Raw genomic sequence first — 18603 nt, 5'->3', positions numbered from 1 at the left:
CATCTATCAAATCGCGATAGCGGGAAAAGATCATGCTGCACGTCGTTCACCATCCCGCCTATGTCTCCCCGGCCACAGACGGCCAGCAGGCGCGCTTCGACAAATATGGGCTGGTGATGGACGTGCTCGCCGACAGTGGCGCGCCGATGACCGTTCATGCGCCCGATCCGATGCCCGCGTCCTGGATCGCGGCGGTGCATGATCCTGCCTATGTCGAAGAGGTGCTGACGCTGGCCGTGCCGCCCGACAAGGAACGGCGGATCGGCTTTCCGGTAACCGAGCGGGTGATGCGCCGGGCGCTGCTGTCGCCCGGCGGCACCTGGCTGGCGGCGAAGCTGGCGCTGGTCCATGGCTATGCCGCCAATGCGGCGGGAGGCAGCCATCATGCGCTGGCCGACAGCGGCGCGGGCTATTGCGTGTTCAATGATCTCGCGATCGCGGCCAACCGGCTGATCGCGGAGGGGGATGCGCACCGCATCCTGATCCTCGACCTCGACGTGCATCAGGGCGATGGTACGGCGTCGCTGATGGCGGGGCGGGGCGATGTCTTCACCATGTCGATTCATGCGGAGAAGAATTTCCCGGTACGCAAGGCGCGCTCGAGCCTGGATCTGGGCCTGGCCGACGATACCGGCGACGCGCAATATCTGGCGGGGCTGGGCGAGATGCTGCCGCGGGTGCTGGAAGATTTTGCGCCGGACCTGATCCTGTATCAGGCCGGGGTGGACGGTCATGTGGACGATCGGCTGGGCCGGCTGGCGCTCAGCGACGAGGGACTGGCCGCGCGCGACGGGCTGGTGATGCGTCAGGCGCTGGCGCGCGCCATCCCGGTCGCCAGTTGCATGGGCGGCGGCTATGGTCCGGACCGGATGGCGGTCGCGCGGCGCCATGCCGCCTGCATGTTGCGGATGGCGTCAGTGGAGCGTGCTGTCTGAGGCGCTGGGCTTTGCGGCGCGCCCTTCCATCAGCTTCGCGGCGATCAGCCCGGCCACGCTCAGCGCGACCAGATCGCTCAGCGCCAGATAGAGGCTGTAGCCCCAGGGCGCATGGTTGAACACGGCCTGGCCGATATGCAGCCACAGCACGGTGGCGAGCGCGAACAGGATCGACACCCGCGCCCGGCTGTTGAAGTCGCCGGTGACTAAGCGCAGCGCCAGCGCGATCAGCACGCCGGTGGCCAGCGCCAGCAGCAGCCCGCCGATCAGGCTGGAGCCGTCCATCACCGGGAAGCCGCCATTATTGTAGAAGATCATCGCCACCGGCCCCTTGCCATAGAGGATGGTGCCCTGCGCCGTGGCGGGATCGGGGATGACATAGACGCCGGTGCCGCTGCGGGCCAGCGCCTGCGCCATTGCGGCCTGCAGATTGGCGCTTGCCTGCGGATCGGCACGACTGAGCGCCAGCGCGCTCAGGGGCGTGCCCCAGAAGAGGAAGCCGATGATGAACATGGCGAAACCGCCAAGCAGTCCGCCCAGGATGGTCCGCAGCATCATGCCTTCACTCCCCGTTCCAACGCGCTCCGACACTGGAGGCTGATCTACAAACGCCGGGAAGGCAATGTCTTTCCGTGGAGCGGATCAATCCTTTGGACGGGCGGCCTTTTCGACTAGGCCCGACAGGCCTTCGCGCCGGTCCAGTTCGTCGAGCACATCGTCGAAGGGAATGCCGCAATCGGCCAGCAGCACCAGCAGGTGGAAGAGCAGGTCCGCGCTTTCGCCGACCAGTTCGGCCCGATTGTCGGCCATGGCGGCGATCACCGCCTCGACCGCTTCCTCGCCGACCTTCTGGGCGATCTTGCCCCGGCCGCGGGCGGTCAGCTTCGCCACATAGGATGCCGATGGATCGGCCTTCCGTCGCTCGGCAATGGTCTGTTCGAGGGTTTGAAGGGTCGCGCGCATGGGCTGCATCAAGCGTCCCGCGCGCGACCCGTCAAATGAATTTTACTTCTGCTTGCGGCGCGCGAAGAAGACGCGGCCGGCCAGGACGGCGGCGCCCATGCCGAACAGCGCCATCTGTTCGGGTTCAGGCACCGGGGTCGGCGTGCCACCGCTGCTGCCGCCCGACGAAGTGCCGCCGCCGCTGGAGCCGCCGCACTTGAACCAGCAGAAGGTGGCGTTGGCGGGGGAAGGGATGGCGAGGCCCATCAGGCTGGCCGAACCCGCTACGAGAAGAAGTTTGCTGATCTGCATAAAAGTCACCCTGTTTCAAAATGGACAAATCGCTTCGAAACGACCCTGCGCCCTGTCTACGCAGTAACCGTGCCAATTTTGCCAAGTGACGCTTTTCTGCGGCTGGCGACCAATGGCCGCCAAAAGCCCTATATGGTTAATGTCAATTAACCCGACATTTTGGCGCTTTTCCGCGCTTTAATGGCCCCGAACGGGGATGCCGGCGCGGGCCAGCGCCTGATGCGCTTCAGCAATAGTATGTTGACCAAAGTGAAATATCGAGGCGGCCAGCACCGCGCTGGCATGACCCTCGACCACGCCTTCGACCAGATGGTCGAGCGTGCCGACGCCGCCGCTGGCGATCACCGGGATCGACACGGCATCGGCGATCATGCGGGTCAGCGCCAGGTCATAGCCCTGCTTGGTGCCATCGCCGTCCATCGAGGTGACGAGCAATTCCCCTGCGCCAAGCTCCGCCAGGCGCAGCGCATGTTCCAGCGCGTCGATGCCGGTCGGCTTGCGGCCGCCATGGGTGAAGATTTCCCACTTGCCTTCGCCCACCTTGCGCGCATCGACCGAGCCGACGATGCACTGCGCGCCGAAGCGGTCGGCGATGTCGGCCACCAGTTCGGGCCGGGCGACGGCGGCGCTGTTGACCGCGACCTTGTCCGCGCCCGCCAGCAGCAGGGCGCGGGCATCCTCCGCGCTGCGCACGCCGCCGCCGACGGTGACGGGCATGAAGCAGACTTCGGCGGTGCGGCGCACCACGTCCAATATGGTGCCGCGCGCCTCATGGGTGGCGGTGATGTCGAGGAAGCAGAGTTCGTCGGCGCCGGCCGCGTCATAGAGCTTGGCCTGCTCGACCGGATCGCCGGCATCCTTGAGATCGACGAAATTGACGCCCTTCACCACGCGGCCATTGGCAACGTCGAGGCAGGGAATGACGCGGGTGCGGACGGTCATGCTTCCTCCCCTGCAAGGGGAGGGGGACCGCCGGCGCAGCCGGTGGTGGAGGGGGATTTCCGCATAGGGACGCGTGAAGGGATAGCCCCCCCCACCATGCTTCGCATGGTCCCCCTCCCTGTGCCGGGGAGGAACTGGCCGGCGCCGTTCACGCCGCCGCCTGCGCGACCGCGAGCGCGGTCTTGAGGTCGAGGCGGCCATCATAGATGGCGCGGCCGGTGATGACGCCTTCGATCCCGTCATCGGCATGGAGGCTGAGGACGCGGATATCCGCGATCCCCGCAACGCCGCCGCTGGCGATCACCGGCATGTCGGTGGCGCGGGCGAGATCGACGGTCGCATCGATATTCACGCCCTTGAGCAGACCGTCGCGGCCGACATCGGTGAAGAGCAGGCTGGCGACGCCCGCATCCTCGAACCGGCGGGCGAGGTCGATCACCGGCATGTCGCTCTTTTCCGCCCAGCCGTCGGTGGCGACGAAGCCGTCGCGCGCATCGACCGCGACGACGATGCCGCCGGGGAAGTCGCGCGCGGCCGCCTTGACGAAGGCGGGATCTTTCAGCGCGGCGGTGCCGATCACGATGCGCGACACGCCCAGGTCAAACCAGCGTTCGACCGACTCCCGGTTGCGGATGCCGCCGCCGAGCTGAACATGGCCGGGAAAGGCCTCGACGATGCGTTCGACCGCTTCGGCGTTGACCGCATGGCCGGCAAAGCTGCCATCCAGATCGACGACATGGATATGCTGGGCGCCCGCTGCGGCAAAGATCAGCGCCTGCGCGGCGGGATCATCGCCATAGACGGTGGCGCGGTCCATGTCGCCCTCGGCCAGGCGGACGACCTGGCCGCCTTTGAGGTCGATGGCGGGGAAGACGATCAGGGACATTATCCGATTTCCGTTCGGTTCGAGCTTGTCGAGAACCCACGCGCAACGGTTCTCGACTGGCTCGAACCGAACGGGGGTAGGGGTGGTATCACGGCTTCCAGTCCAGAAAGCGCGCGAGGAAGGAGAGGCCGTAGCGCTGGCTCTTTTCCGGGTGGAACTGGCAGCCGATGATGGTGTCGCGCGCGACGGCGGCGACCAGCGGCCCGCCATGGTCGGTGACGGCGGCGACATGGGCCGGGTCGGCGGCTTCATAATGATAGCTGTGCAGGAAATAGGCTTCGCCGGCCTCGATCAGGGGCGGCTGGCCGTTCAGCACCACATCGTTCCAGCCCATATGCGGCACCTTGATCGAAGCATCGGTCGGTTCGATCAGCCGCACCGTGCCGGGAATCCAGCCCAGCCCCTCATGCCGGCCGAACTCCTCGCCGGCGTCGGCGAGCAACTGCATGCCGACGCAGACGCCCAGAAAGGGAATGCCGCGCTGGTTCACGGCCTCGTTCATCGCGTCGACCATGCCGGGGATCGCGACCAAGGCATCGCGGCAGGCGCGGAAGGCGCCGACGCCGGGCAGGACGATGCGGTCGGCCCTGGCCACGACATCGGCATCGGCGGTAATGATCACATCATCGGCGCCCGCCTTGCGCAGGGCATTGTGGACCGAGTGGAGGTTGCCCGCGCCATAATCGATCAGGGCAATGGTCATGGCAGCAACGTGTCCAGATTGACGCTGGCGGCGCGCGCCGGGAGGAACTCTATCAGGTCGAACGAGGCCGCGCCGTTGACGACGAAGGGATCGGTCGCTGCCTTGGCCGCGATCTCGTCACGTTCGCCGCGCGCCAGCAGGATGCCGCCGGTGCGCGGTTCGCGCCGGCCGGCGAGCAGCAGCCAGCCATCGGCGATGCCCTGGTCCAGCCAGGCCCGATGATCGCTCAGATGGCCGTCCAGCACATCGATCGGCGCCGTATAGGTCAGCGAAATGATGAACATGGGGTCGGCCTTTCTATGGAAGTGATGCTTAGAGCATGCCCTTGGTCGAGGGGATGGCGTCGGCCTTGCGCGGGTCGATCTCCACCGCTTGGCGCAGCGCGCGGGCCAGGCCCTTGAAGGCGCTTTCGACGATATGATGGTTGTTGCTGCCATAGAGCAGCTCGATGTGCAGCGTGATGCCGGCGGCCTGGGCCAGGCTGTGGAAGAAATGCTCCACCATTTCCGTGTCCCATTCGCCGATCTTGGTGACGGTGAAGGGCAGCTTGCACACCAGCCAGGGGCGGCCGGAAATGTCGAGCGCGACGCGGCTCAGCGTTTCGTCCATCGGCGAATAGACGCTGCCGTACCGGCTGATGCCGCGCTTGTCGCCCAGCGCCTTGGCCAGCGCCTCGCCGATCGCGATCGCCGTATCCTCGGTGGTATGATGCTGGTCGACATGCAGGTCGCCGACGGTCTTGACGGTCATATCGATCAGCGAATGGCGCGACAACTGCTCGATCATATGGTCGAGGAAACCGATCCCGGTGGAGACGGTGTAAAGACCGGTGCCGTCGAGGTTGACGGTCACGTCGATCTGCGTTTCCGCAGTGTTGCGGTGAATCTCGGCCGTGCGCATGCGCGCCCTATAGCGCGTCGCGCGCGCCATGCAATCTGATGATGTACCTCTCGGGCGGGGGTTGACCGCCGCTTTCGCGTCGTTAGGACATATGCCCCATGAGTGAAGACCTGCCCGACAGCCTGATTCCCTATGACGAAATCGTGCAGGAGGCCCTGCGCGCGGTCGTCGGCCGCGTGCTGGGCGAAGTGCAGCAGACCGGCGGCCTGCCGGGCGCGCATCATTTCTACATCACGTTCAAGACCCATGCCGCCGGGGTGGATATCCCCAAGCATCTGTCGGAGCGTTTCCCGGACGAGATGACCATCGTCCTCCAGAACAAGTTCTGGGATCTCAAGGTCAGCGACCGCCATTTCGAGGTCAGCCTGACCTTCAACCAGGTCGCGGCGCATCTGGTCATTCCCTTCAGCGCGATCACCGCCTTCGTCGATCCCGCCGTCAATTTCGCGCTGCAGTTCCAGGTTCAGGCCGATGAAGAGCCCGAACCCCATGACGTAGCCGAAAATGACGCGCCGCTGGTCACGACCGAGGATGGCTCCAACGTCGTCACGGTGGATTTCGGCAAGAAGAAGTGAGCCCGGCGGCCGGGATCGGCCGCAGACTCAGAATTCGTGGCGATAGGAGAAGCGCAGCTTCTGGCTCGTCCCGAAACTATTGTCGACATAGCTGATATTGGCGCCGACCGTGTCGCGACGCGTAAGATGGTAGGACAGGCCGCCACCCAGCGCCACGCCTGAAAAATCATGGGTGCCCCTGGTCACATTGCCGCCCGCCATCGCGGTCAGCTTCGGCCCCAGCGGCCGCAACAGGAACAGGCCGACATAGCCGCTATTGCTGCTGAGCGCGATCGGCAGGCCATCGCTCTGGTCGATATCGCTGACCGGGCCATGCCCCTTGGTGTAGCTATAGCCGAACGGCACGAACATCTGCAATTTGCCGGTCTTCAGCCCGGTTTGCGACAGCGGCACGAAGCCGCCGAGCGAATAGCGTGTCTGTTCCACCCCCGAATCGAAATGGCTTTTGCCGGCCGAGAAGGTCAGGATCGCGACCGGAAACAGATAGGATGCGCCGACCGACCAGAGGCCCGATTCCGAGACGCGGGCATTGAATTTCAGCTTGGGGCCGACCGCGACCGATCCGGACAGTGAAAATTCGTCGGAGGCGCGGGTGATGCCGACCTTGGTCGCGATCTTGGTGGGATCGTCGGACGATTTTTCCTCTTCTGCTGCGTGGACCGGAGCGGTCGTGGCGGCAAGGCAGAGGAGGAGGGCAAGGACGGGGCGATCGGACATGCGGTTTTCCTCCAGGATGCCGGGCAGGATATCGGGCCGCGTGCGCCGATCAATTGCGGTAAACCCCGGTAAAGGCGCAGATCCTGCGGCTGCATGACGGCGGCGGCCTGTCATGGGGATGGGCTGCGGGGATATGCGATATTCGCAAGTTTCGCCTTGGAATTTCCCGCCCCGGGCCTACATCGGGACCAGTTTTGCGATTGATTCTTAACTGGGAGTTCTGAATGTCCGCTACCCGCACCGAAACCGACAGCATTGGCGCCATCGAGGTGCCCGCCGACGCCTATTGGGGCGCCCAGACCCAGCGCAGCATCGAGAATTTCCCCTTCGGCGCGACCGAGCGGATGCCGATCGGCATCGTCCATGCGCAGGCGATCGTGAAGCAGGCGGCGGCGCGGGTGAATGCGAAACATGGGCTCGACGCGACGATCGTCGCGGGCATCGAGAATGCCGCGCAGCAGATCGTCTCCGGCGCGCTCGATGACCAGTTTCCGCTCGTCATCTGGCAGACCGGCAGCGGCACCCAGACCAACATGAACGTCAATGAGGTGATTGCCGGCTATGCCAATGAGCAGCTGGCCGGCACGCGCGGCGGCAAGAGCCCGGTCCATCCCAACGACCATGTGAACATGAGCCAGTCGTCGAACGACAGCTTCCCGACCGCGCTGCATGTCGCGACCGTGCTGGCGACCCGCGACAAGCTGATTCCGGCGCTGGAGAAGCTGACCGGCGCGCTGACCGCCAAGGCGGAAGGCTGGGGGCATATCGTCAAGATCGGCCGCACCCATACGCAGGATGCGACGCCGCTGACCTTGGGCCAGGAATTTTCCGGCTATGCTGCGCAGCTGGTCAGCAGCAAGGCGCGCATTGAGGGCGCGCTGAACGGCAATATCCGCAAGCTGGCCATCGGCGGCACGGCGGTCGGCACCGGTCTCAACGCACCCGATGGCTGGGCGGACGACATGACGGCCGCGATCAGCGACATTGCCGGCACGCCGTTCGAAAGCGCGCCCAACAAGTTCGAGCAGCTGGCCGCCAAGGACGGCCTCGTCTTCTTCTCCGGCGCGCTCAACACGCTGGCGGTGGCGCTGACCAAGATCGCCAATGACATCCGCTTCCTGGGCTCCGGCCCGCGCTCGGGCCTGGGTGAGCTGGACCTGCCCGCCAATGAGCCGGGCAGCTCGATCATGCCGGGCAAGGTCAACCCGACCCAGTGCGAATCGCTGACCATGGTGGCGGCGCAGGTGATCGGCAATCATCAGGCGGTGACCGTCGGCGGCATGCAGGGCCATTTCGAACTCAATGTCTTCATGCCGCTGATCGGCGCCAATGTGCTGCGCTCGATTCATCTGCTCAGCGTCGGCATGGAAAGCTTTGCCGAACGCTGCGTCGAAGGGATGCAGGCCAATGAGGGCCGGATCGCCGAACTGGTCGAGCGCTCGCTGATGCTGGTGACCGCGCTGGCACCGGAGATCGGCTATGACAATGCCGCGACCATCGCCAAGCATGCGCACAAGAATGGGCTGACGCTCAAGCAGGCCGGCCTCGAACTGGGGCTGGTCGATGAGCCGACCTTCGACCGGCTGGTGCGGCCGGAAAATATGGTCTGATCCAGATCAACTGGCGGAACCGGGGCGGGTGCGATACATTAATCCCCTATGAAGAAAACGCCCGCCCCGACCGCCGCAAAGCTTCCGTCCACCGCGACGCGCGTTCGCAAGTCGAGCCTGTTTCGCAAGGCGGCGCGGCTCGGCGCGACGGTGGTGGCCGCACGGGTCGCCGCCGACACGGGCAAGAAGGGCGTGATCGGCCTGATCGCCGGGGCCGGGGCCAAGCGCCTCATCATGCGCTATCCGGTCGGCGCCATGGTCCTCACCGGCGCCTATCTGGCGGGCAAGCTCTATGAGGCGAAGCGCGAAGCGGACCGCAAGATGGCGACCAAGCTGCTGACCGACGCCAGCGCCAAGCCGATCCTGATCGACGAGGCACGGGCCGCCCGCAAGAAGGCAGGCTAGAGCGCACCCTGCCAGGCCTTGATCGCGTCGATCGGCCAGGCGAGCATCAGGACATTGAGTGTCAGATTGTCGCGGATCACCGCCAGTGCCAGCAATTCGAAACCGATCGCGACGATAACCGTCAGCCAGACGGGCGCGCGCGACGCGAACAGGAATCCCAGGGCCATCATGCCGATATCGCTCATCGAATTGAGGATGGAATCGCCCGAATAGCCGAGCGCGATCGTCGCCGTGCGGTAACGGTCGATGATGATCGGTGAATTTTCAAGGATTTCCCACGCTGCCTCGATCGTCACCGCCACCGACAGGCGGATGCCGAGCGGCCGGCGGCGCATCAGCAAATGGGTCGCGCCATAGAAGAGGAAGCCGTGGATGATGTGGCTGAGGCTGTACCAGTCGGACAGATGCTGGCTGTTACCGCTGTCGATCGGCCCATGCCATAGCGCGATCGTGCCGCAGGTGCAGATCGGTGGACGCCCCATCAGATAGAGGATCGCCGCAGCCCCCAGCGCGATCAGCAGGGCGAGGATAAAGCCTCGCCGATTCATTCTGTTACGCGCTCGCGCCAAGCCTCTTCTCCCCCAACCTCTTGCAAAATGCTGTCCACGACGCCACTAGCGGCCATGGCCGACAACATTCCCACCGACACCCCCGATTTCAAGCGCCGCGGCGTTCTCTTTGTCCTGTCCTCGCCCTCGGGCGCCGGAAAGTCGACGATTGCACGCAAATTGCTGGCCTGCGAACCGGACCTGTCGATGTCGGTGTCGGCGACGACGCGGACGATCCGGCCGGGCGAAGTCGATGGCAAGGATTATCATTTCGTCGACCTGGAAGAGTTTCGTCGCATGGCGAACGACCATGAGTTCCTGGAATGGGCGCATGTGTTCGGCCAGCGCTATGGCACGCCGCGCGCGCCGGTCGAGGCGATGCTCAAGAGCGGCAAGGATGTGCTGTTCGACATCGACTGGCAGGGCGCGCAGCAGCTGCATCAGATTGCGGGCGGCGACGTGGTCCGCATCTTCATCCTGCCGCCCTCGATGGAGGAACTGGAAAAGCGTCTGCGTGGCCGCGCGACCGACAGCAATGAAGTGATCGAGGGCCGCATGGCGCGCGCCGCGGGCGAGATCGCCCACTGGGACGGCTATGACTATGTGCTGTGCAATGTCGACGTCGAGGAATGTTTCGAGCGCGTTCGCACCATCCTGCACGCCGAACGGATGAAGCGCAGCCGCCAGACCGGCCTCATTGGCTTCATCCGCCGCCTCAGCCGCTATCATCAGGAAGATTGAGGTCTAGCGGCTGACGGGGCCGCTATTTCTCGAATCCTGCCGGGTCGGCCCAGTCGGGGTGGACCCAGGCCATCACCTTGAACAATGTCCCCATCTCCGCTTCGTCGGTGAGGCGGTGGCGTTGCGCCTCCAGTTCGGCGGCGCGCTGCGGGCTGCCCTTGGCCAGCACGGATGCGCGCACGTCGATGCCCAGATGCTGGAGGAAATGGCCCTGCGTCACCGCGCCATGGACGCGCAGCCCGGCCTGGCGCGCGACATTGGCCAGCATCGTGAAATCGACATGGGTGGTAAGGTCGCTTTCGCCCGGATCGGTGAAGGGATCGGTGAACTGGTGGTTCTTCACCGCCTGCAGCGTGTCGCCCAGGGCCGGGCCTTCATAGCCATAGTCGATGATGATCGCGACGCCGCCCTGGCGCGCGATCCGGCTGGCAAGGGCATAGCCCGCGGTGGCGCCGGCCTGCGCCACTTCGATGATCGCGCCTTCGGGTGCCTGCGCGGCGATCGGCGGCAGGCCCGATTCGATCCGGCGATAGCCCGGCACCGCCATGAAGCGGCCCTCTTCCTCGCGCCGGATCACCACCCGTTCACGCCATTCGTCGCCGACGCGGATCATCTGCCGCACGGGCAGGGCATCGAAAAATTCATTGGCGACCACCAGCAGCGGCGACTGGTCGGGCAGGCTTTCCACGCTGTCATGATGGACGACATGGGGAATCTGGGCGCGCTGCCGCTCGCGCAGGGTCGGGCTGGTCTCGACGAAATGGATGCGCGAGGTGACGTCGGCCCCCTCCATCGCGCGCAGCGCATCACCCGCCAGCGTGCCGCGACCCGGCCCCAGCTCGACATAGAGCGGATCGGCGCGCCGGCCCGATCGCAGCCAGACATCGGCCAGGCACAGGCCGATCAGTTCGCCGAACATCTGGCTGATTTCCGGGGCGGTGGTGAAGTCCCCCTCCAGCCCCAGCGGATCGCGCGTGCCATAATAATGCTGGTTCGCCTCGCCCATATAATGGGCGACGGAGATCGGCCCGCCGGCATCGATCTGGCGGGCCAGGCGCTCGGGCAGGCCCATCGCGCCGGGCAGGGCGTCAGCTGACACTGGCGCTGCCCGCGATCGGTTCGACGCGCACGCGCCGGCCCTTGGCGGTGACGATCAGGTAGAGGCCGCCCAGGATCATCGGCACGCACAGCCACTGGCCCATGTGCAGGCCGGTGCGGGCGGCAAATTCCATCAGCTGGGCGTCGGCCTCGCGGAAATATTCGACGCCGAAGCGGAACACGCCATAGAAGAAGACGAACAGGCCGACCAGCATGCCCGGCTTGTAGCGCGCCTTGGTCTTCCAGAAGGCGAAGGCGAGAATGCAAAACAGGATGATGCCTTCGAAAAAGGCTTCGTAAAGCTGGCTTGGATGACGGGCGAAGGGGCCGCCGGTCGGGAAGATCATCGCCCAGGGCACATCGGTTTCCTTGCCCCACAGTTCGCCATTCACGAAATTGGCGAGGCGGCCGAAGAACAGGCCGAAGGGCACGACGCAGGCGACATAGTCATGGATGCGCAGCCAGCTCAGCTTCTCCTTGCGCGCCATGTAGAGGATGCCGAGCGATACGCCCGCCGCGCCGCCATGGAAGGACATGCCGCCATTCCACAGCTTGAAGATGTCCAGCGGATGCTGGAGGATTTCGGGCTGGTAGAAGAAGACATAGGCGAGCCGGCCGCCGATGATGATGCCCAGCGTCGCATAGAAGATCATGTCGTCGGCGTGGCGCCGGGCCATCGGCGAACCGGGCTGGGCAATGAGCTTCAGGAGATACCAGTAGCCGATCAGGATGCCGGCCAGATAGGCCAGGCTATACCATTTGAGCGTGAAGAAGCCCAGGTCCAGGGCGACGGGGCTGAGCCCCAGCTGGTCGAAGCGGATAGCGCTCGAAGCGGCGGCGACAAGGTCCAGGATCAAAATGGCATTCCCTCGGCAATCAGGCCTGTGGCCATAGAACAAGCGACCGGCAAGATGAAGGGGGGCGATCCCGATTGCAGGATGATCGGGGCAAATAGGCCGGACATGCCCGGCGCGGCGCGGTCAGGCCGCTTCGCTACAGTCCAGCAGCGCCGCGCGATCCCGGATTTCCACCATGCGGCGGCCGGGCAGGGCGATGATGCCGATCCGCTTGAGGTCGGTCAGCTGCCGGCTCACCGTCTCGATCGTCAAACCCAGCACATCGGCAATCTGCTGGCGCGACAGCGGCAGGTCGAACCGGTCGAGCGGGGCCTGGCCTTCGCGGGCCAGCCGGCGCGACATGTCGAGCAGGAAGGTCGCGATCTTCTCGCGCGCATTCTTGCGGCCGAGCAGCAGCATCCAGCTGCGCGCTCGGTCGAGATCGTCGAGCGTGCGTTGCAGCAGTCGATGCTCCAGCTCGGGATGCTCGCGGGCAAAGCCGTCAAAGGCGCCACGGGTGAAGAGGCACAGGCGCGCATCGGTGAGCGCCGTGACGCTGTGCGGCGTGCTGCGGCCGAAGGGGCGGCCGATGAAGTCGGACGGATAGACCACGCCGACAATCTGTTCGCGCCCATCACCGGTCGAGGCTGACAATTTGAGCGTGCCGTCGATCACATTGGCGACGATGGTGGCGTCGTCGCCTTCCCACATCACCGTCTGCCCCGCCGCGATCGTGACGCGCCGGCCGAGGCGATTGAGCGCGCCGCGCTCATCCTCTTCCAGCGTGGCGCAGATGGCGCGGTCGCGCACCTCGCAGCGCTGGCAGAAGCTGGCGTCGGAGCAGGGGGCAGGAACGGGCATGCCGCCGGGCAGGGTTTGCGCGAGATCAAAATGCATGTTCATGACCGCTGCTTGGCGCGGCGGCGGGGCGGGCACTATCCGTAAATCCCCTATGGGACTTTCTGTCCTATTCGAGCCCCGCCTGGAAGGCGATGCGCAGCGTTTCCGACAGGCTATGGACCTGTAGCTTCTGCATCAGGTTGGCGCGATGAATCTCGACCGTGCGCGGGCTGATGCCCAGGTCATAGGCGATCGTCTTGTTGGGCAGGCCGTCGACCAGGCCCTTGAGCACTTCGCGTTCCCGATCGGTCAGGATGTTGAGCCGGGCGCGGGCAGTCTCGCGCTGGCTGTTGCGGCCCTGGTCGGCGCTTGCCTGCGCGCAGGCGGCCTCGATCGCGGCGAGCAATGCCGCCTTCTCGAACGGCTTTTCGATGAAATCGGTGGCCCCCGCCTTCATCGCGGCGACCGCCATGCCGACATCGCCATGGCCGGTCATGATGATGACCGGCAGCATCATGCCGCGCGCGCGCAGTTCGCGCTGCACTTCCAGTCCATCAATGTCGGGCATGCGCACGTCCAGCAGCACGCAGCCGCCCTCCAGCGTCCCGACTTCCTTCAGGAACTCGGTGCCGCCCGAGAAGAGCCGCACCGAAAAGCCGCTGGTCTTGAGCATGAAGGAGAGAGACCGGCGGATCGCCTCGTCATCATCGACGACATGGATGGGCTGGTCGGTGGGCAGGCTCATGGCAGGCGGTCCGCAGAATCGAGAGTGAAGTGGAAGGCGACGCCGCCCCAGTGCGAGGCGTCGGCCCAGATCCGTCCGCCATGCCCCTCGACGATGGTGCGGCTGATCGACAGGCCCACGCCCATGCCGGCGGGTTTGGTCGTGCTGAACGGGGTGAAGAGCGATCGCGCGACCGCCGGATCGAGGCCGGGGCCACTGTCGGCGATGATGAGTTCGACCTGTCCGTCCTCGGCCGGCACCGCCGACAGGCGCAGGATGCGGCGATTGCGGCCGTCCATCGCCTCGACCGCGTTGCGCACCAGGTTGATGATGACCTGCTGCACCTGCACCCGGTTGGCGATCACCCGGCCGACGCGCGGATCGACGACGATGTCCATGTCGATGCCCCGGCTGTCGATGCCGATGAAGGCCAGCGCGACCCCCTCGGCCAGCAGCGTGGCCGCCGGTTCGGCCTGGCGATCGGCTTCGCCACGACGGATGAACTCCCGCAGCGACCGGATGATCTGGCCTGCGCGCATCGCCTGGCGCGCGGCTTCGTCCATCGCCTCGCCCAGCAAGTCGCGGTCGACCGGTGCATCGGTGCGCAGCAGGTCGCGGCCCGCCTCCATATAATTGGCGATCGCGGTCAGCGGCTGGTTCAATTCGTGCGCCAGCGCCGCGGCCAGCGTCCCCATCGCCGTGACGCGGGCGGCATGGCTGAGTTCCGCCTGCAGATCCTGCAGGCGGCGTTCGGCCTTCTGCCGATCGGTCAGGTCGCGCACGAATCCGGTGAACAGCTTCTCGCCATGGTCCTGCACTTCGCCGACCGCCAATTCGATCGGAAAGGTGGAGCCATCGCGCCGGCGCGCGGTGGTCAGCCGGCCGATGCCGATGATCCGCTTCTCGCCGGTGTCATGATAATGTTGCAGGTAGGAATCGTGGCGCTCGCGATCGGGCGAGGGCATCAGCATCGCAACATTGCGGCCCAGCACATCGGCTTCTGCATATTGGAACATGCGCTGGGCGGCCGGGCTGAACGAGACGATATGCCCGGTCGCGTCGATCACGATCAGCGCATCGGGCACCGTTGCCAGGATCGATCCCAGCAGAGCCTGTTCCCGGCTGGTCGCATTATCCTGCGGATCGCCATCGTTGAACGCCATGTCCGATCACTGACCGTAAATCAGTGCGCCAGCAAGAGCGGAACCCGTGTTTCGGCCAGAATATAGCGGGTTACGCCGCCAAAAATAGTTTCCCGCAGCCGGCTGTGGCCAAAGGCACCCATCACCATCCAGTCGATCGACAGTTCCTGGCAGGCATGGGACAGCGCTTCTTCGACGCTGCGATCCTTGCGCGGCCATTCGTGAATCTCGACCGCAATGCCGTGGCGCGAGAGATATTCGGCGGCGTCGGTCGGCGGGAAATCGCGCTTCGATCGCTCGTCGACGGTGACGACATGGACCTCGCTCGCCACGCGCAACAGGGTGCGGCTCGCGGTCAGCGCCGACGCCGCCTCATGCGATCCGTCCCAGGCGACCATCGCGCGGCCGGTGCAGCGAAAGCCCTTGGCCATGCTCGGGATCGCCAGCACCGGGGCGCGGCTGTTGACCGCCAGGTCGGCGACGATCGGCGCCGGATCATCGGTCTGCCGGCGGCCCGGCGGCGGCAGGGAAACGAGCATCGCGTCGGCCAGGCGACCGGTTTCCAGCAGCCCCTGGACCAGGTCGCCGCTGCGATAATGCCAGTCCCACGCCATGCCCTCGCGCCGCAGGCGCTCTTCCAATCCGAGCCGGATTTCCTCGTCCTGGCGGCGCACCGCATCGATTGCCTCGGGCACCAGATAGCCGCTGCCATAGAGATCGGCGGCGACCAGTTCGGGCAGCGGCGCGATCTGCAGGCAACTGATATGGGCGCCGGTCGCGCGCGACAGGTCGAACGCGGCCTGCAGCCGGCTTTCCATGCCGTTGTCTGCGCGGATGTGCAGCAATATGGTCTTCATCGAACATGTCCCGACAAGAGGGCGCCGATGCAGCGCCGCATGATCGTCATCCTGACTAGTAGCCCGCTCGGCTCGTCTCTATCCGCAAATTTCCCTATTTCGATTGCCGATCCGATGGCACATTCGGGGGGCAACGATCATAGCAAGGATGCCTTCTTCATGACCGACAAGGATATTCTGGAAACCCGCACCGGTATTCGCGTCCAGGTGCGCCCGGCGCAGGATGGCGATGCCAAGGCGCTGGCCCATTTCTTTTCGGCCGTATCCGATGATGATCGCCGCTTCCGCTTCCTCAGCAGCGCGCCGGGCGTCAGCGCCGGGCAGATTCATGATCTGATCCATGGCGACCCCGACAATTGCGAGACCTTCCTGGCGACCGACGAGAAGGGGGCCATACTGGCCGCCGCGACCCTGGCCGCCGATCCCGACCGGACCCGCGCCGAAGTCGCGATTTCGGTGCGCGTCGACCATCGCGGTAAGGGCGTGGGCTGGAGCATGCTGCGCCACGCCACCGACCGCGCGCAGGAAATGGGCGTCGGCCTGCTCCAGGCGATCGAGAGCCGCGCCAATCATGCCGCGATCGAACTGGAGCGCGAACAGGGCTTTGTCGCCCGCAGCGTCGATGACGAGCCGTCGCTGCTGATCCTGGAAAAGCGTTTCTGATCGCATCGCTGGTGAAATAATGAAGGGGCCGGAGCGGCGATCCGCTCCGGCCCCTTCCTTCTGGTCCACCCCCCGGAGGATCAGAAGCGCATGCCGACACCCACGCCGAACACGAAGGGATCGAGCGATACCTTGACGTTCTGGGTGCCGGCCGCGGCCGTGGTCAGCCGCACCTTGGTGTCGATGTCGATATATTTGACGTCGAGGTTGAGGAAGATCTTGTCGTTGAGGTCGATGTCGACGCCGACCTGGCCGGCCCAGCCGAAGCTGTCGGACATATGGACCTTGGTCTTGCCGACCGCATCCTCCAGCCCGCTTGACGCATCCTCGTTGTAGAACAGCGTATAATTGACGCCGGCGCCGATATAGGGGCGGACATGGCCCTCGACGATCGGGTGATATTGCATCGTCAGCGTCGGCGGCAGCACCCAGGTGGAGGCCAGCTTGCCGATCCCGCCGGTGGTGCCGCTGCGGCCACTGGCGCTATGCTTGGTGGTCGCGGCGATCAGTTCGAAGCCGATATGGTCGGTCGCCATGTAGGTGACGTCGACTTCGGGCGCGATGCCGTTGTTCACCGACACCTTCTCGCCGGGGAAGCCGGGCAGGATGCTGCCGCTTTTTTCGGTGGGGGCGACCATGATGCCGCGCACGCGCACCAGCACGTCGCCCTGCTTGGCCTGGGCCGGGGCGGCGGCCAGCGCCGTGCCCATGGCGCCCATCGCGGCGACAATCATCATCTTTTTCAAGTGCATGTCTTTTCTCCATCCCTGATCGTGGGTCAGTGATGGCGCTCTGCTCCCGATCGGAGCGGCCTTCCTTGATGCGGCGCAATCGGCGATTTGATCCTGCGCAATGTTCGGCATCGGGCGCCATGGCAGGCGGGACGCCATGTTCCGCTATCATCCCGACCTGCTCGCCGCGCCGGTGCCGCGCTACACCAGCTATCCGACCGCCGCCCAGTTCGGCGAGGATGTCGGGGCGGCCGACATGGCGCAGCGGCTGGATGCGATGCCGGCGGACGCGCGCCTGTCGCTCTATGTCCATATCCCCTATTGCCATGACATTTGCTGGTATTGCGGGTGCAACACCGGAGCGGCAACGCGGCCTCGTCGCCTGTCCGCCTATGTCGATGCGCTGGAGCGGGAAATGGCGCTGGTTTCGGCGCGGCTCGGCGGACGGGGGCGCGTCACCCATGTCGCCTTTGGCGGCGGCAGTCCCAATTCTCTGCCGCTGATCGACTGGGTCCGGCTCAATCATCAGTTGCTGCTCTGCTTCGACGCCAGCGCGGCGGCGATGGCGGTGGAACTGGACCCGCGCCGGATCGACCGGGCCTGGATCGACGCCATGGCCAAGGTCGGGGTGACGCGCGTCAACCTGGGGGTGCAGACTTTCGCCACCCATGTGCAGCAGCGGATCGGCCGGGTGCAGCCGGCCGAGACGGTGGCGATGGCGGTGGGCGCGCTGGCCCGTGCGCGCATCCAGGTCGGGTTCGACCTGATGTATGGCCTGCCGGGGCAGAGCGAGGCGGATCTGGCCCGGACCCTGGAGGACAGCATTCGCCTGTCCCCCTCGCGCATCGCGCTGTTCGGCTATGCCCATATGCCGCGCCTGCTGCCGCGCCAGCGGCGGATCGATACGACCGAATTGCCGGGTGTCGAACAGCGCTTTGCGATGGCGAAGCTTGGCCATGCGATGCTGACGGCGGCCGGCTATCAGGCGATCGGCTTCGATCATTTCGCGCTGCCCGACGATCCGCTCGCGGTGGCCGCTGCAACCGGACGGCTGCGCCGCAATTTTCAGGGCTTTACCGAGGATGACAGCGATGCGCTGATCGGCATGGGCGCGAGCGCGATCAGCCAGTTCCCCGACCTGATCGTCCAGAATGAGAAGAATGCCGGTGCCTATCGCGACGCCTTGTCGAACCATCGGCTGCCCGCGGCCCGTGGGGTGCGGCGCAGTGTCGACGACCAGCGGCGGGGCGCGTTGATCGAACGGCTGCTGTGCGATGGCCGGGCGGCTTGTGGCGACCTTGCTGAACCGGCGCTGCTCGATCGGTTCGAGCGGATCGGCTTGCTCCGGCGGGAGGGGGACGAGTTGCTGCTGCAACCCGGTGCGGCGCCTTATGCCCGTTCCATCGCCGCCTGTTTCGATGCCTATCTGCGCCCGGCCGAAACGCGCTTCAGCGTCGCGGTCTGATCGCCGGCCCGGCCCTCGCCGGGCCGGCGAT

General features: G+C 65.6%; 24 protein-coding genes. 7 read left to right on the top strand and 17 right to left on the bottom strand.

Annotated elements, in window-relative coordinates; all coding sequences use genetic code 11:
• Window positions 1-32 precede the first annotated feature (32 nt).
• Entirely contained in the window at window positions 33-935 is a 903-nt protein-coding gene (locus tag ACI6S0_RS15335; protein WP_434403614.1) for a histone deacetylase family protein, read from the top strand.
• On the opposite strand, the gene ACI6S0_RS15330 is transcribed toward ACI6S0_RS15335, so the two are convergent.
• From ACI6S0_RS15330 to hisB, 8 genes are all read right to left on the bottom strand, one after another.
• Window positions 915-1493: a hypothetical protein gene (locus tag ACI6S0_RS15330; RefSeq protein WP_434403613.1), complete on the bottom strand. Its 579-nt coding sequence runs from the start codon at window positions 1491-1493 to the stop codon at window positions 915-917. The genes ACI6S0_RS15335 and ACI6S0_RS15330 overlap by 21 nt on opposite strands.
• Window positions 1494-1577: 84 nt before the next feature.
• Window positions 1578-1898, bottom strand: coding sequence for a phosphoribosyl-ATP diphosphatase (locus ACI6S0_RS15325; RefSeq protein WP_029548007.1), 321 nt, complete (start codon window positions 1896-1898; stop codon window positions 1578-1580).
• Window positions 1899-1940: 42 nt separating this feature from the next.
• Window positions 1941-2189, bottom strand: coding sequence for a PEP-CTERM sorting domain-containing protein (locus ACI6S0_RS15320; protein ID WP_037521159.1), 249 nt, complete (start codon window positions 2187-2189; stop codon window positions 1941-1943).
• A gap of 177 nt (window positions 2190-2366) precedes the next feature.
• Window positions 2367-3131 (bottom strand): imidazole glycerol phosphate synthase subunit HisF, encoded by a 765-nt coding sequence (gene hisF / locus ACI6S0_RS15315; protein WP_004208571.1) that lies wholly within the window; start codon window positions 3129-3131, stop codon window positions 2367-2369.
• A 148-nt stretch (window positions 3132-3279) separates the two neighbouring features.
• Complete coding sequence (gene hisA, locus ACI6S0_RS15310; protein WP_004208570.1) at window positions 3280-4017, bottom strand: 1-(5-phosphoribosyl)-5-[(5-phosphoribosylamino)methylideneamino]imidazole-4-carboxamide isomerase; 738 nt, start codon at window positions 4015-4017, stop codon at window positions 3280-3282.
• 88 nt (window positions 4018-4105) lie between these two features.
• Window positions 4106-4720 (bottom strand): imidazole glycerol phosphate synthase subunit HisH, encoded by a 615-nt coding sequence (hisH, locus tag ACI6S0_RS15305; RefSeq protein ID WP_434403612.1) that lies wholly within the window; start codon window positions 4718-4720, stop codon window positions 4106-4108.
• Entirely contained in the window at window positions 4717-5004 is a 288-nt protein-coding gene (locus ACI6S0_RS15300; RefSeq protein WP_434403611.1) for a YciI family protein, read from the bottom strand. The genes hisH and ACI6S0_RS15300 overlap by 4 nt, the downstream gene beginning before the upstream one ends.
• Before the next feature lie 28 nt (window positions 5005-5032).
• Complete coding sequence (hisB, locus tag ACI6S0_RS15295; protein ID WP_004208567.1) at window positions 5033-5620, bottom strand: imidazoleglycerol-phosphate dehydratase HisB; 588 nt, start codon at window positions 5618-5620, stop codon at window positions 5033-5035.
• Window positions 5621-5718: 98 nt separating this feature from the next.
• On the opposite strand from hisB, the gene ACI6S0_RS15290 reads away from it, so the two are divergent.
• A complete protein-coding gene (locus tag ACI6S0_RS15290) occupies window positions 5719-6195 on the top strand; it encodes an SspB family protein (RefSeq protein WP_004208566.1) in 477 nt (158 codons plus the stop codon).
• 27 nt (window positions 6196-6222) lie between these two features.
• Here ACI6S0_RS15290 and ACI6S0_RS15285 read toward each other — a convergent pair whose 3' ends face one another.
• On the bottom strand, window positions 6223-6912 hold the full coding sequence (locus tag ACI6S0_RS15285; RefSeq protein WP_434403609.1) for a hypothetical protein: 690 nt from the start codon (window positions 6910-6912) through the stop codon (window positions 6223-6225).
• A gap of 224 nt (window positions 6913-7136) precedes the next feature.
• Here ACI6S0_RS15285 and fumC point away from each other — a divergent pair, with 224 nt between their 5' ends.
• Together fumC and ACI6S0_RS15275 are read left to right on the top strand one after the other, a co-directional pair.
• Window positions 7137-8522 carry a class II fumarate hydratase gene (gene fumC / locus ACI6S0_RS15280; protein WP_434403607.1) on the top strand — a complete coding sequence of 462 codons (1386 nt, stop codon included), beginning with the start codon at window positions 7137-7139 and terminating at the stop codon, window positions 8520-8522.
• Window positions 8523-8570: 48 nt separating this feature from the next.
• Window positions 8571-8927, top strand: a complete 357-nt coding sequence (locus ACI6S0_RS15275) for a hypothetical protein (protein WP_004208562.1) — start codon at window positions 8571-8573, stop codon at window positions 8925-8927.
• Here the strand turns inward: ACI6S0_RS15275 and ACI6S0_RS15270 are convergent.
• Window positions 8924-9475: a DUF2585 domain-containing protein gene (locus ACI6S0_RS15270; RefSeq protein WP_434403605.1), complete on the bottom strand. Its 552-nt coding sequence runs from the start codon at window positions 9473-9475 to the stop codon at window positions 8924-8926. The genes ACI6S0_RS15275 and ACI6S0_RS15270 overlap by 4 nt on opposite strands.
• Window positions 9476-9550: 75 nt before the next feature.
• Here ACI6S0_RS15270 and gmk point away from each other — a divergent pair, with 75 nt between their 5' ends.
• A complete protein-coding gene (gmk, locus tag ACI6S0_RS15265) occupies window positions 9551-10216 on the top strand; it encodes a guanylate kinase (RefSeq protein ID WP_004208560.1) in 666 nt (221 codons plus the stop codon).
• A 22-nt stretch (window positions 10217-10238) separates the two neighbouring features.
• Here the strand turns inward: gmk and ACI6S0_RS15260 are convergent, their stop codons facing one another.
• The 6 genes from ACI6S0_RS15260 to ACI6S0_RS15235 all read right to left on the bottom strand — a co-directional run bounded on the left by ACI6S0_RS15260 (window position 10239) and on the right by ACI6S0_RS15235 (window position 15713).
• Complete coding sequence (locus ACI6S0_RS15260; protein ID WP_017500115.1) at window positions 10239-11315, bottom strand: class I SAM-dependent methyltransferase; 1077 nt, start codon at window positions 11313-11315, stop codon at window positions 10239-10241.
• Window positions 11305-12171 (bottom strand): prolipoprotein diacylglyceryl transferase, encoded by an 867-nt coding sequence (lgt, locus tag ACI6S0_RS15255; protein ID WP_004208558.1) that lies wholly within the window; start codon window positions 12169-12171, stop codon window positions 11305-11307. Before lgt ends, ACI6S0_RS15260 begins: the two co-directional genes overlap by 11 nt.
• 123 nt (window positions 12172-12294) lie before the next feature.
• The gene (locus ACI6S0_RS15250; RefSeq protein ID WP_099231708.1) at window positions 12295-13053 is read right to left on the bottom strand and encodes a Crp/Fnr family transcriptional regulator; all 759 of its coding nucleotides are present in this window, start codon (window positions 13051-13053) and stop codon (window positions 12295-12297) included.
• A gap of 64 nt (window positions 13054-13117) precedes the next feature.
• Entirely contained in the window at window positions 13118-13735 is a 618-nt protein-coding gene (fixJ, locus tag ACI6S0_RS15245) for a response regulator FixJ (RefSeq protein ID WP_017500116.1), read from the bottom strand.
• A complete protein-coding gene (locus tag ACI6S0_RS15240) occupies window positions 13732-14877 on the bottom strand; it encodes a sensor histidine kinase (protein WP_004208555.1) in 1146 nt (381 codons plus the stop codon). Before ACI6S0_RS15240 ends, fixJ begins: the two co-directional genes overlap by 4 nt.
• Window positions 14878-14897: 20 nt before the next feature.
• Complete coding sequence (locus ACI6S0_RS15235; protein WP_434403603.1) at window positions 14898-15713, bottom strand: universal stress protein; 816 nt, start codon at window positions 15711-15713, stop codon at window positions 14898-14900.
• Window positions 15714-15872: 159 nt separating this feature from the next.
• Between ACI6S0_RS15235 and ACI6S0_RS15230 the strand changes: the two genes are divergently transcribed.
• Window positions 15873-16376 (top strand): GNAT family N-acetyltransferase, encoded by a 504-nt coding sequence (locus ACI6S0_RS15230; protein WP_434403602.1) that lies wholly within the window; start codon window positions 15873-15875, stop codon window positions 16374-16376.
• An 80-nt stretch (window positions 16377-16456) separates the two neighbouring features.
• Here ACI6S0_RS15230 and ACI6S0_RS15225 read toward each other — a convergent pair whose 3' ends face one another.
• A complete protein-coding gene (locus tag ACI6S0_RS15225; protein WP_004208552.1) occupies window positions 16457-17128 on the bottom strand; it encodes an OmpW/AlkL family protein in 672 nt (223 codons plus the stop codon).
• Window positions 17129-17264: 136 nt separating this feature from the next.
• Between ACI6S0_RS15225 and hemN the strand changes: the two genes are divergently transcribed.
• Window positions 17265-18572 carry an oxygen-independent coproporphyrinogen III oxidase gene (gene hemN, locus ACI6S0_RS15220; protein WP_434403601.1) on the top strand — a complete coding sequence of 436 codons (1308 nt, stop codon included), beginning with the start codon at window positions 17265-17267 and terminating at the stop codon, window positions 18570-18572.
• Window positions 18573-18603: the final 31 nt, after the last annotated feature.

The organism is Sphingobium sp. DN12 (genome assembly GCF_051058005.1).
In the GTDB taxonomy this organism is placed as follows: domain Bacteria; phylum Pseudomonadota; class Alphaproteobacteria; order Sphingomonadales; family Sphingomonadaceae; genus Sphingobium; species Sphingobium yanoikuyae.
This window is presented reverse-complemented; position numbering and strand designations above follow the sequence as displayed.